General features: G+C 70.6%; 9 protein-coding genes. All 9 read left to right on the forward strand.

Annotation, left to right across the window (positions count from 1 at the left end; translation table 11 throughout):
- Window positions 1-156: 156 nt before the first annotated feature.
- The 9 genes from JR065_RS08090 (at window position 157) to JR065_RS08130 (ending at window position 13,289) form a co-directional block, all read left to right on the forward strand.
- Complete coding sequence (locus JR065_RS08090; protein ID WP_206233529.1) at window positions 157-2,502, forward strand: TonB-dependent receptor; 2,346 nt, start codon at window positions 157-159, stop codon at window positions 2,500-2,502.
- A 90-nt stretch (window positions 2,503-2,592) separates the two neighbouring features.
- Entirely contained in the window at window positions 2,593-3,636 is a 1,044-nt protein-coding gene (locus JR065_RS08095) for a DUF1611 domain-containing protein (RefSeq protein ID WP_206233530.1), read from the forward strand.
- A 55-nt stretch (window positions 3,637-3,691) separates the two neighbouring features.
- Window positions 3,692-4,807 carry a YkvI family membrane protein gene (locus JR065_RS08100; protein ID WP_206233531.1) on the forward strand — a complete coding sequence of 372 codons (1,116 nt, stop codon included), beginning with the start codon at window positions 3,692-3,694 and terminating at the stop codon, window positions 4,805-4,807.
- 21 nt (window positions 4,808-4,828) lie between these two features.
- Complete coding sequence (locus JR065_RS08105) at window positions 4,829-6,439, forward strand: serine hydrolase (protein WP_206233532.1); 1,611 nt, start codon at window positions 4,829-4,831, stop codon at window positions 6,437-6,439.
- Between the two features lie 260 nt (window positions 6,440-6,699).
- Window positions 6,700-6,912 (forward strand): ParD-like family protein, encoded by a 213-nt coding sequence (locus JR065_RS08110; protein ID WP_206233533.1) that lies wholly within the window; start codon window positions 6,700-6,702, stop codon window positions 6,910-6,912.
- Window positions 6,909-7,682 (forward strand): type I methionyl aminopeptidase, encoded by a 774-nt coding sequence (gene map, locus JR065_RS08115; protein WP_206233535.1) that lies wholly within the window; start codon window positions 6,909-6,911, stop codon window positions 7,680-7,682. Before JR065_RS08110 ends, map begins: the two co-directional genes overlap by 4 nt.
- 466 nt (window positions 7,683-8,148) lie before the next feature.
- Complete coding sequence (locus JR065_RS08120; protein ID WP_206233536.1) at window positions 8,149-9,396, forward strand: efflux RND transporter periplasmic adaptor subunit; 1,248 nt, start codon at window positions 8,149-8,151, stop codon at window positions 9,394-9,396.
- Complete coding sequence (locus tag JR065_RS08125; protein ID WP_206233537.1) at window positions 9,393-12,497, forward strand: efflux RND transporter permease subunit; 3,105 nt, start codon at window positions 9,393-9,395, stop codon at window positions 12,495-12,497. The genes JR065_RS08120 and JR065_RS08125 overlap by 4 nt, the downstream gene beginning before the upstream one ends.
- Before the next feature lie 111 nt (window positions 12,498-12,608).
- Entirely contained in the window at window positions 12,609-13,289 is a 681-nt protein-coding gene (locus tag JR065_RS08130; protein ID WP_206233562.1) for a response regulator transcription factor, read from the forward strand.
- Window positions 13,290-13,291 lie beyond the last annotated feature (2 nt).

The following is a 13,291-nucleotide window of genomic DNA, read 5'->3' on the forward strand; positions in this document are numbered from 1 at the left end:
CGTCGTGCGCCGGCGCCCGCGCGCGCAATGGTTTTCCAAGCGTATTGACAATTCTCTGATTAGGACCATTATCCCTGATCAGAGCATGCCGCTCGCCGCGAGCGCCCCACCGCCGGGCACCCCGCCGCGAACCGATCGCCCTTCCGGGAGAGCAAGATGAACGCGCTTCAGTCCACCCGCTCGTGGTATCGCTCGCCGTTGTCCCTCGCCATCGCCGGCACCCTGGCGTGGACGGCCGCGGTCCCGGCCCTGGCGCAGGCGAGTTCCGAGGCCGCCGGGCCGCCGGTCTCCGCCGAGCGCATGGCCACGCTCGACAGGATCGAGGTCACCGCCAACAAGCGCGTGGAGAACATCCGCGACGTCGCCGCCTCGATCAGCGTCATCGGCGAGCGCCAGCTGGAGAACCTCGGGGTCAATTCGCTGGCCGACTACGCCGGCCTGATTCCAGGAATGCAGGTGCAGGACAGCGGCAGTCCCGGGCAGACCTCGGTGTCGTTGCGCGGCATCTCCGCGCTGTCCTCCGGCGCCACGGTGGCGACCTACATCGACGAGGTGCCGGTGGGCTCCAGCGGCATCTACCAGGGCGCCAACACCTTGATGCTGGACGTGCTGCCCTACGACATCACCCGGGTCGAGGTGCTGCGCGGGCCGCAGGGCACGCTCTACGGTGCCGGCGCGATCGGCGGATTGCTCAAGTACGTCACGCGCGCGCCCGAGGTGAGCGGCGAGGAGTTCCGTGTCGGTTTCGGCCTGCGCTCGGTGGCCGGCGGCGGACAGGGCTGGAACACGCGTTTCGGGGCGAGCGTGCCGCTGAAGGAGGATCGCCTGGGACTGCGCATGAGCTTTGCGCGCAACGCGCTGCCCGGATACACCGACAACGCCACCGACGGCCGCAAGGACATCAACGACAGCGAACAGATGGGCGCGCGCGCGGCGCTGTTCTGGGACGGCGACGCGTTCGACGCGAACCTGTCGGTGCTGCACCAGCGCATCGATGCCGACGGACGCGGCGGGACCGCGCTGGACCCGGACACGCTCGAGCCGCTGTTCGGCGACCACGTGGACCGGACCTGGCAACCGCAGCCGTTCTCCAAGGAACTGACCCTGACCTCGCTGAGCCTGGAATGGGACCTGGGCTGGGCGGACCTGGTGTCGGCCACCGGCTGGTCGCAGACCGACACCATGACCCAGACCGATTCGACCATCCAGTTCGGCGAGGTGGCCAATCTGCTGCTGGGCCTGCCGGAGGCGGGCAGTTCCTTCGTGCGCTACACGTTCGACCTGGACAAGGTGACCCAGGAACTGCGGCTGAGCTCCAAGAGCGGCGGCACGTTCGAGTGGCTGCTGGGCGCGTTCTACACCAAGGAGGACGCGTTGCAGCGCCAGCTCGCCTCGCTCAGCCAGCTCGACGGTTCGCCGCTGCCGGCGCCTTACGACGCGATGTACTCGACGCTGACCTTGCTCGGCATGCCGAGCACCTACAAGGAGTTCGCGGTGTTCGCCAACGGCTCGTGGCGCATCGGCGATCGTTTCAAGATCGATGCCGGCGTGCGCCAGGCGCGCAACGAACAATGGTTCAGCCAGAACGTGAGCGAGGGCATCCTGGTCCCGCTCGGCGATACGCCCGGCGAATCCGAGGAGGACGTGTTCACCTGGAGCCTGAGCCCGCAGTTCAAGCTGGGCGAGGAATCCATGCTCTATGCGCGCGTGGCGACCGGCTATCAACCGGGCGGGCCGAACGTGGCGCTTCCGGGCATACCGCCCAAGGTGGATTCCTCGATGCTGACCAGCTACGAACTCGGGCTGAAGTCCCAGTTCGCCGACCGGCGCGTGCAACTGGACCTGGCCGCGTTCCGCATCGAGTGGGACGACATCCAGGTGAGCTCGTCCTTCAACGGCATCGGCGGCCTGGTCAACGGCGGCGAGGCGACCAGCGAAGGCGCCGAACTGTCCACCCAGTTCCTGGCCACCGACCACTGGACCGTCGGCTTCAATGTCGCCTACACCAAGGCCCGCATCAAGAACGACTTCGAGCCCACGGTGATCCCGCAGGACGGCTTCGACATCGTGCTCAATACCGGCCTGGCCGGCGACCGCATGCCGTACGCGCCGCGGCTGGCGTGGGCGCTGAACACCGAATACGCCTTCGCCACCGGTGGCGGCTTCACCGGCCAGGTGGGCGCTTCGCTGCGCGGCGTGGGCTCGCAGCTCAACGACACCACCGAGCGCCAGCGGGTGACCGCGCCGGGCGACCCGTCGACCGTGCTGGACGAGGTGGTGACGCCGCCGCTGCGGCTGGACAGTTACCGTACCGTGGACGTGTACGCGGGCATCGGCAGGAACAACTGGGAACTGCGCGTCTATGCCAACAACCTCACCAACGAAGACGCCTGGTCGTCGTTGACGCCGGTGGACAGCGAGGTGAGCGGCACGCCGGTGCAGGTGGCGGCGGTGCCGATCCGGCCGCGCACCGTGGGCATCGAGATCGACTACCGGTTCTAGCCGCGGTGCCGCGCGCACGGACGGTTCGCTTCGCATCCGCCGCGCCGCCCTGGCGCGGCGCCTCCATGATCTTCCAGTGACCGACACCGTATGCCACAGACCCGCTTGTCCGCTCCACCGGCATTGCAGGCGTTGCCCGCGCCGCACCTGCTGTTCCTGGGCGACATCGCCGAGCCCGGCTACGCCAAGACCGCCTTCGGATTGCGCGACTGGGCGCCGGAGCGCTGCATCGGCGAGTTCGCCTGCGCCGGCGCGGGCGTCACCACCGGGCTGCCGCCGATGGTGCCGGCCGAGGCCGCGGCGCGGGGCGCGCGCTCGATGGTGATCGGCGTGGCCAATCCCGGCGGGGTCGTCCCGGAGGCGTGGGTGGCGCCGCTGCTGCAGGCGATGGAAGCCGGCCTGGACATCGTCAGCGGCATGCACGTGCGGATGGGCGAGATCGGGCGCCTGCGCGACGCGGCGGCCGCGCTGGGATGCCGGCTCATCGACGTGCGCCAGCCGCCGCCGGGGATCGGCGTGGCCAGCGGCCGGCCGCGCAGCGGCAAGCGGCTGCTGACGGTGGGCACCGACTGCGCATTGGGCAAGAAATACACCGCGCTGGCGCTGGCCAGGGCGTTCGCGCAGCGCGGCGCCGATGCGGATTTCCGCGCCACCGGCCAGACCGGGATCATGATCGCCGGCAGCGGCATCCCGATGGACGCGGTGGTGTCGGACTTCGCCGCCGGCGCGGCCGAACTGCTGTCGCCCGACGCCGCCGACGACCACTGGGACGTGATCGAAGGGCAGGGTTCGCTGTTCCATCCGGCCTATGCCGGCGTCTCGCTGGCGCTGCTGCACGGCAGCCAGCCGGACGTGGTGGTGGTCTGCCACCAGCCCGGGCGCGAGCGCGTGCTGGGCCATCCCGGGTTCGCGCTGCCCAGCATCGAGGAGACCATCGCGCTGGCGTTGCAGCTGGGGCGGCGCACCAATCCGTCCATCCGCTGCGCCGGGGTGAGCCTCAACACATCGCACCTGGACGAGGCCGCCGCGCACGCGCTGTGCGCGGCGGAGAGCCGGCGGCTGGGCTGCGCGGTCGCCGATCCGATGCGCGGCGGTGCGGCGTTCGACCGTTTGGTGGAGGATTGCCTGGCATGACACCGACCGCCCACCGCATCGCCCTGGCCCGCGCCGACGCGCGAGGGTACGCGCCGTGACCGCCGCGCCCAGCTGGTTCCAGCGCTACCTGCTGCCGGGCTTCGTGTTCCAGGCGGCGGTGATCGCCGGCGGCTACGCCACCGGGCGCGAACTGGTGGAGTTCTTCCTGCCGGCCGGGCCATGGGGCGGCCTGCTGGGCATGGCGGTCAGCATGCTGGTGTGGAGCGCGGTGCTGATGCTCAGTTTCGAACTGGCGCGGGTCACGCGGGCGTACGACTACCGGTCCTTCTTCAAGGTGTTGCTGGGCCGCGCCTGGTTCCTGTTCGAGATCGGCTACGTCGCGCTGATGATCGTGATCCTGGCGGTGATGGGCGCGGCCGCCGGCGAGATCGCGCACAGCCTGTTCGGCCTGCCGAAGCTGGCCGGCTCGCTGGGCATGATCGCCGCCACCGGGCTGATGCTGGTCTACAGCAGCGCGGCGATCGAGACGTTCCTCACCGCCTCGGTGGGCTATCTGTACCTGGTCTATTTCGTGTTCCTGGTCTGGAGCGTGGTCGCGTTCGGCGGGCGCATCGAAGCCAACTTCGCCGCCGTGCCGCTCGCCGATGGCTGGTTCGCCGCCGGGATCACCTACGCCGGCTACAACGTCGCCACCATCCCGGCGGTGCTGTTCTGCATCCGCCACCTGCGCAGCCGCCGCGAGGCGCTCGCCGCCGGCGCGCTGGCCGGTCCGCTGGGCATGCTGCCGGGCGTGGTGTTCTACATCGCGATGATGGGCTACTACCACGAGATCGGCGCCGAGGCGCTGCCGTCGGCGTTCCTGCTCGGCAAGCTGCACGCGCCGTGGTTCGAGTGGGCGTTCCAGATCGCGGTGCTGCTGACCCTGGTGGACACCGGCGTGGCCCTGCTGCACGCCCTCAACGAGCGCGTGGCCAAGGCCTTCGAGGAGCGGCGCCGGCCGATGCCGCAGGCGCTGCGTCCGGCGCTGGCGGTGGGCACGATGCTGCTCGCGGTGTACGCCGCCAGCGCCGTCGGCCTGGTCGAGCTGATCGCCAAGGGCTATGGCACGCTGACCTGGCTGTTCCTGGCGGTGTACGTGCTGCCGCTGATCACCTGGGGCGTGTGGCTGCTGTGGCGCCGTCCGCGGCGCGTCGACGCCGACCTTCGCTAGCCAACCTTTGGGGAATCCACGATGAGCGCCATTGCGAACTGCCTGCGGGTCCTGCTCGCCGCGACCGGCCTCGCGCTGGCCGCCGCGGCCTGGGCCGCGCCGCCGCCGGGCTTCGACGCGCGCGTGGAGAAAGCGCTGCGCGAACACGGCGTGCCGGGCATGGCGATCGCCATCGTCGAACACGGCAGGATCGTGCACGCCAAGGGCTACGGTGTGCGCAGGCTGGGCGCGACCGACGCGGTCGATGCGGACACCATCTTCCCCACCGGCTCCACCGGCAAGGCCTTCACCGCCGCGGCGCTGGCGATCCTGGTGGACGAGGGCAAGCTGGGCTGGGACGACAAGGTCATCGACCACCTGCCCGAGTTCCGCATGTACGACGCCTGGGTGACGCGCGAGATGACCGTGCGCGACCTGCTGGTGCACCGCAGCGGCCTGGGGCTGGGCGCCGGCGATCTGCTGTTCGTGCCACGCAGCTCGCGCAGCCGCGGCGACATCGTCCGCGCGCTGCGCCACATCAGGCCGGCCACCAGCTTCCGCAGCAACTACGCCTACGACAACATCCTGTACATCGTCGCCGGCGAGGTGATCGCCGCGGCCAGCGGACAGGACTGGGAAAGCTTCATGCGCGAGCGCGTGTTCAAGCCGGCGGGCATGAGCCGCTCGGTCAGCGACGAGAAGGACCGGTTCGCCAATCCGAACCGGGCGCAGCCGCATGCGCGCCTGGACCCGCGCGCGCGCGGGCTCGGCCCGCAGCAGGCGCTGCCCGAGCGCGAGGGCCTGGGCCAGGTAGGCGCGCCGGCCGGCGGCCTGTCGTCCAGCGCCAACGACCTGGCGCGCTGGCTGCAGATACAGCTGGCGCGCGGCGAGTTGCCCGGCGCCGACGGCAAGCGCCTGTACAGCGAGGCGTCGGCACAGGCGATGTGGACCCCGCAGGTGCCGGTGCCGATCAATGCGTATCCGGCGCCGATCGCCGACATCACGCCGAACTTCTCCGGCTACGCGCTGGGCTGGAACGTGCAGGACTATCGCGGGGTCAAGGTGGTGCAGCACGGCGGCGCGGTGTTCGGCGTGCTGACCTTCATCGTGCTGGTGCCCGGGCGCGATGTGGGCATCTCGCTGCAGATGAACGCCGAGGACGTGGGCGTGATGCGCGGGCTGGGCTACGAACTGCTCGACCACTACCTGGGCCTGGAGCCGCGCGACTGGGTGGCGGCGTTCCAGGCCTGGAACCGGCAGCGCCTGGATGCCGGCCTGGCGGCGCTGCAGGCGGCCGGCGGCGGCGTGCGCAAGGCCTCGCGTCCGTCGCTGCCCGCCGCCGGTTACGCCGGCCGCTATGCCGATGCCTGGTACGGGCCGATCGAGATCGCCGAGCGCTCGGGCAAGCTGCGCATCGACTTCAAGCAGACCCCGAACATGGCCGGGACGCTCGGCCATTGGCAGTACGACACCTTCCGCGTGCAGTGGGACGACAGTGCGATCGAGCCGGCCTACGTCACCTTCGCGCTGGATGCCGAGGGCAAGGTCGCGCAGATCACGATGAAGCCGGTGTCGCCGCTCGCCGACTTCAGCTACGACTACCAGGATCTGCTGTTCACGCCGGTGGCCGACGCGCGCGCCGCTGCGCCGTAGCCGGCGGGCGTCCGGCAGGACCTCGTCTGCCCGGATGGCGGCGACATCCGGGGTTCGTCTCGCGGCCATCGCCGCGGGATCGGCGCGCGCCTCGGTGGCAGGGCCTGCGAGGGACAAGCACCGGCGTTCATGGCGCCAAGGCTGCGTCGCGGCACCGAAAGCCCCAGGCCTGCCGCGGGCGGGGAGTGGTGTCGCGAAGGGTTGTAAGGGCGTATACGGAACATATACGATACGTATATTCGCCAGACCCCGGAACCGCCATGGGCATCGTCAACATCGACGACGAACTGCACGACCAGCTACGCCGCGCCTGCACGGTGACCAGCCGTTCCATCAATGCGCAGGCCAACTTCTGGATCAAGGTCGGCATGCTGTGCGAGATGCACCCGGAGTTGTCGTTCCAGGACCTCGTCGCGCGCGAGCTGCGCGAGGCCGGGGTCCGGCCGCAGGCGTTGAAGCCGGGGCGGGCGTGATCAAGCGGCCGGAGGAGATCGCGCTGCTGGCCGAATCCGGCCGGCTGCTGGCGCAGGTGTTCCATGCGCTGGACCAGCTGCCGCTCGAAGGCCGCAGCACGCTGGCGATCAACGACTTCGTCGAACGCATGATCGTCGAGGAGTTGGGCGCGCGGCCGGCCAGCAAGGGCCAGTACGGCTTCCCGTTCGTGCTCAACGCCTCGATCGACGACGTGGTCTGCCACGGCATGCCCGCGGCCGGTGACGTGCTGCGCAGCGGCCAGATCGTCAACCTGGACATCACCCTGGAGAAGAACGGCTACATCGCCGATTCCAGCACCACCTACCTGGTCGGCGAGGTCGCCTATCCGGCGCGGCGGCTGGTGCGCACGGCCTACCAGGCGATGTGGAAGGGCATCGCCGCGGTGCGCCCGGGCGCGCGCCTGGGCGACATCGGCCATGCCATCGCCCGCCATGCGCGCGAGCACGGCTACAGCGTGGTGAAGGAATACTGCGGGCACGGCATCGGCCGGCAGATGCACGAAGAGCCGCAGATCCTGCACTACGGCCACGCCGGCACCGGGCTGGAACTGCGCGAAGGCATGGTGTTCACCATCGAACCGATGCTCAACCAGGGCAGGGCGGCGATCCGCGCCGAGCCGGATCGATGGCCGGTGCATACCCGCGACGGCAAGCTGTCGGCGCAGTTCGAGCACACCGTGGCGGTGACGCGCACGGGAGTGCGCGTGCTCACGCTGCGGCCCGGGGAAAAGCCGCTGTGCCGTCGATGATGCGTAGCGGCGGCGTGGTCGCGACGACCACGAGCGACGGCGGACGCCGCAGAAGTAGCGGCTCGCGCGAGAGGGTGCGCAAGGAACTGGCCAAGCAGCGCAAGCGCGTGGCCTGAAGCCGGGAGTCCGGCGCCGATGCCGTCGCGGCTACGGCATGCCGCCGGCATCCAGCGCCCATGCGCTGCGGCCGTCTCCGATGCCCGGGGTGCGGTCGGCTGAAGAGTTCCGTCCGTTCGACGTGGCAAAGAAGTCCTGCTTGCCGGCGGCAGCGGCATTGGCCTCGAGCTCGACAGGCGCTGTGCACTAGCTGGCCATCGGACGTGCATGCATCGCCGAGGCGATGCCGCCGCCGCACCGGAACATGCCGCAAGCCGCGTGCCGCAGCACGCCGCACCCACCGCGGCGCTCGGCACTGAGCCACCTGCAGATCCCGATCTCTCCGGGCCGATGAGCGCCCGCCGACGCCGTGCGCGACATTTCCGCGACATCGCATGCCGATGATCGTCGCGGGCTCCATCTCCGGCCCGGCAACAAGCGCGCCACACGCAAAGGAATCCCAATGAAGCAACGCCGAATCGCCCTGGTCGGGGCGGTGGTCCTGGTCATCGCCGTCGCCCTGGTGGGCGTGACAGTCGCAGGCGGCAGCCGCACCGAGGACGGCGCCGCAGCGCCCGCGCCGGTGCTGTCGGTCGTCATGACCGCCGCGCAGCCGACCGCGCTTCCCGTCCGGGTGACGGCCAGCGGCAACATCGCCGCATGGCAGGAAGCCAGCGTCGGCACCGAAGTGGAGGGGCTGCGCCTCACCGACGTGAAGGTCAATGTGGGCGACACGGTCCGGCGCGGCCAGGTCCTGGCGCGGTTCGCCGCGGAGATGGTGGCGGCCGACCTGGCCGAGGCGCGGGCGTCGGTCGCCGAGGCCAAGGCGCAGGCCTGGGAGGCGCAGGCCAATGCCGAGCGCGCGCGTGCGCTGGACAAGTCGGGTGCGATGTCCAGCCAGCAGGTCGATCAGCTGGTCGTGGCGGCACGGACGGCGCAGGCCAGGCTGGACGCCGTGCAGGCGGTCGAGAACCGGCACCGGCTGCGGCTGGCGCAGACCCAGGTGCTGGCGCCCGGCGACGGGATCATCACCTCGCGCACCGCCACGGTCGGCGCGGTGATGCCGGCGGGGCAGGAGCTGTTCCGCCTGATCCAGGACGGCAGGCTCGAATGGCGCGCCGCCGTCGCCATGGCCGACGTCGCCAAGCTCGCGCCGGGGCAGCGGGTGGTGATCGCGATCCAGGGCCAGCCGCCGGTCGAGGGCAGGCTGCGCATGGTCGCGCCGGCGATCGACACGCAGACGCACAACGGCCTGGTCTACGTGGACCTGCCGCGCGATCGCGCGATCCAGGCCGGCGCGTTCGCACGGGGGCACGTGGAGGTCGGCCAGAGCAAGGCGCTGACCGTGCCGCAGGGCGCGGTGGTGCTGCGGGACGGCTTCCACTACGTGATGCGCCTGGACCCGGGATCCAAGGTGATGATGACCAAGGTGTCGATCGGGCGGCGGGTGGGCGACCGGATCGAAATCGTCGCCGGGCTCGCCGGTTCCGAGGCCATCGTCGCGTCGGGGCTGAGCTTCCTGAGCGAGGGCGACACGGTCACGGTGGTGAGCGCGCAGGACGCCGGCCGGTCCGGTAGCGGCGCCGCGGCCGCCGCCTCGCGCGGGGCCGCGCCATGAACCTCAACGTATCCACCTGGTCGATCCACAATCCCGTGGCGACGACGCTGCTGTTCGTCCTGCTCACGATCGCCGGCATCGGCGGCTTTGTGGCGATGAAGGTGCAGAACTTCCCGGACATCGATTTCCCGATCGTCACGGTCACCGCGGAGTTGCCCGGCGCATCGCCGCCGCAGCTGGAAAGCGACGTCGCGCGGAAGATCGAGGACGCGCTGGCGAACATCCCGCGGATCAAGCACATCACCACCTCCATCGCCGACGGGGTGGCCACCGTCACCGCCGAATTCCATCTCGACAAGTCGGTGCAGGACGCGATGGACGACGTCCGCGATGCGGTGTCCAGCACCCGCGCCGACCTGCCGGCGGACCTGCGCGACCCGGTGATCACCAAGCGCGAGCTGGCGAGCACGCCGGTGCTGACGTACGCGGTGTCCTCGTCGCGGCTGGACGACGAGGCGCTGTCGTGGTTCGTGGACAACCTGGTGCGCAAGCGGCTGCTGGCGGTTCCGGGCATCGGCGCGGTGGCGCGCGTGGGCGGGGTGACGCGGGAAGTGCGGGTCGAGCTGGACCCGGACCAGCTGCTGGCCCTGAACGCCAGCGCGGCGGACATCTCCACGCAGATCCGCGAACTCCAGCAGGAAGCCTCCGGCGGGCGGGTGGAAGTCGGCAGCGCCGAGCAGTCGGTGCGCACCATCGCCACGGTCGGCTCGGCCGAGGAGATCGCGGCGCTGGACATATCGCTGGGCGATGGGCGCAGGGTGCGCCTGGACCAGGTCGCGACGGTCACCGACACCGCGGCCGAGCCGAGGTCGCTGGCCTTGTTCGACGGCCGGCCCGCGGTGGGCTTCGACGTGCTGCGCGCCAGGGGCGCCGGCGAGATCGACGTCGCCGACGCCGCCCGCGCGATCGTCCAGGAACTGAAGGCGGCGCATCCGCAGGTCGAGTTCGTCGAGGCGGTGAACTCGGTCGATCCGATCGTGGACAACTACCGCGGGTCGATGACCCTGCTGCTCGAGGGCGCGGTGCTGGCCGTGATCGTGGTGTTCTTCTTCCTGCGCGACTGGCGCGCGACGCTGATCGCCGCGGTCGCGTTGCCGCTGTCGGCCATTCCGACCTTCGCGGTGATGCACCTGATCGGGTTCTCGCTGAACACGGTCTCGCTGCTGTCGCTGTCGCTGGTGATCGGCGTGCTGGTGGACGATGCGATCGTGGAGATCGAGAACATCGAGCGGCACCTGTTGCTGGGCAAGCCGCCGTTCCGCGCCGCGATCGAGGCCGCCAACGAGATCGGGCTGGCGGTGGTGGCCACCACGTTCACGCTGATCGCGGTGTTCCTGCCCACCTCGCTGATGGGCGGGGTGGTCGGCAGGTACTTCGTGCAGTTCGGCTGGACCGCGGCCATCGCGGTGTTCTTCTCGCTGGTCGTGGCGCGCATGCTCACGCCGATGATGGCCGCGTACCTGCTCAAGGCGCCCAAGCGGGAGCACAAGCCGCCGAAGTGGATCGACGCCTACCTGCGCTGGGTGCATGCCTGCCTGCGGCACCGCGCGATCACCCTGGGCGCCACGGCGATGCTGGTGCTCGGCGGCCTGGCGATCGGCATGAACCTTCCCGGCGAGTTCATTCCGGCCGACGACGGCGACCAGGCCCAGGTCACCCTTACGCTGCCGCCCGGCAGCAGGTTGGCCGACACCCGCGCATTGGCCGAGCAGGCGCGGCGGTTGATGGGCGAGAACCCGCACGTGGTGTCGGTGTACACCGCCATCGGCGCGGCGACCGCGGCGGCCGGGCCGGACGAGGGAAGCGGGCCGGCGGCAGGCGTCGCCACCGCCGTGCTCACCGCGAACCTGACGCCGCGCAGGGACCGCGGCGGCACCACCCGGCAGGCGATCGAAGCCCAACTGCGCAAGGCCCTGGCGCCGGTGCCGGGCGCGCGCGTGCGCGTCGGCAGCGGCGAGAGCGACGAGGGCTACCAGCTGGTGCTGGCGGCCGAGGACGGAGCGCTGCTCGCGCAGCACGCCAGCCGGGTGGAACGGGAGCTCCGGCGCATCCCGGGCATCGGCGCGGTCACTTCGTCGGCGAGCCTGGTGCGGCCGGAACTGGTGGTGCGACCGGACTTCGCCCTGGCCGCCGATCTGGGCGTGACCTCCGCGGCGATCGCCGAGACGCTCCGGGTGGCGACCGCCGGCGACTACAGCCAGGAACTGGCCAAGCTCAACCTCAGCGAACGGCAGGTGCCTATCGTCGTGCGCCTGGCCGACAGCGGCCGCAACGACCTGCAGACGCTGCGCCGGCTGCCGGTCCCGGGCGCGCGCGGGCCGGTGCCGTTGGAGAGCGTCGCCGACCTGCAGATCCTCAGCGGCCCGTCCGAACTCACCCGCTACGACCGGACCCGCAACATCAACCTGAGCGTCGAGCTCAACGGCCTGCCCCTGGGCGAGGTCGAGGACGCCGCGTCGGCGCTGCCGAGCCTGCGCACCCTTCCCAAGGGCGTGTCGGTGGCCTCCACCGGCGACGCCGAGGCCATGGGCGAACTGGCCAGCGGCTTCGCGGTGGCGATGCTGGCGGGCGTGCTGTGCGTCTACATGGTGCTGGTGCTGCTGCTGAAGGACTTCGCGCAGCCGCTCACGGTGCTGGTCGCGCTGGTGCTTTCGGTGCCCGGCGCCTTCCTGGCCCTGCTCGTCACCGGCGCCACGCTGTCGATGCCGTCGATGATCGGCCTGATCATGCTGATGGGCATCACCACCAAGAACTCCATCCTGCTGGTGGACTACATCGTCATCGCCCGCCGCGAGCATGGGCTGGACCGGCGGGAGGCCATCGTCGATGCCTGCCGCAAGCGCGCGCGCCCGATCGTGATGACCACCATCGCCATGGGCGCGGGCATGTTGCCGATCGCGATCGGCCTGGGCGCCGATCCCAGCTTCCGCGCGCCGATGGCGATCGGCGTCATCGGCGGGCTCATCACCTCCACCGTGCTGTGCCTGCTGGTGATACCGGTCGCCTACAGCTACATGGACGACGCCATCGCCGCCATCAGGGCGCGCCTGGGCGCGCGTGCCGATGGCGTCGCGATCGATCCAGCGGGGCATGCCGCGTGAGCGCGGGCGCCTGCGGCGCGGCGCCGCCGCGCGCCATTGAGGGCGGGGAGGACTTTCGCTAACGTGGACGACTGCATCGGCACAGGCGCCAAGACCGTGAGCAAGGAAAGCCTGTCCATCCTGATCATCGAGGACAACGCGCAGCTGGCCGCGAACCTCTACGACTACCTGGCCGCCTGCGGGCACAGCCTGGATGCGGCGCCCGACGGCCTTTCCGGATTGCACCTGGCATCGTCCAAGGACTACGACGCGATCCTGCTGGACTGGAACCTGCCGCGGCTCGACGGCCTCAGCGTGCTGCGCAGGCTGCGCGAGGCCAAGAAGAAGGTGCCGGTGATCATGCTCACCGCGCGCGACCAGCTTGCGGACAAGATCGACGGGTTCGAATCGGGCCTGGACGACTACCTGGTCAAGCCGGTGGCGTTGCCGGAGATCGAGGTCCGGTTGCGGTCGCTGGTCGCGCGCCTGAAGCAATCGGCCGCCCCCGACGACCTCCTGGTCGTCGGCGACCTGCAGTTCAACCTGCGCACGCTGCAGATCCGCCGCGGCGAGCGGACCATCGCGCTGACCCGGATCGGACGCCGCCTGCTGGAGCTGCTGATGCGGCAGAGCCCGGACATCGTGAGCCGGGCGCGCCTGGAGCGCGCCGCATGGGGCGACGTGGTGCCCGGGACGGACCTGCTGCGCTCGCATATGCACGTGCTGCGCCGGGCGATCGAGGCGGATCCGGAAACGCCGCTGCTGCATACCGTCTCCGGCTACGGGTACAGGCTGTGCGAACGCGATGAGTAGGC

The organism is Xanthomonas sp., assembly GCF_017163755.1.
GTDB lineage: Bacteria > Pseudomonadota > Gammaproteobacteria > Xanthomonadales > Xanthomonadaceae > Xanthomonas_A.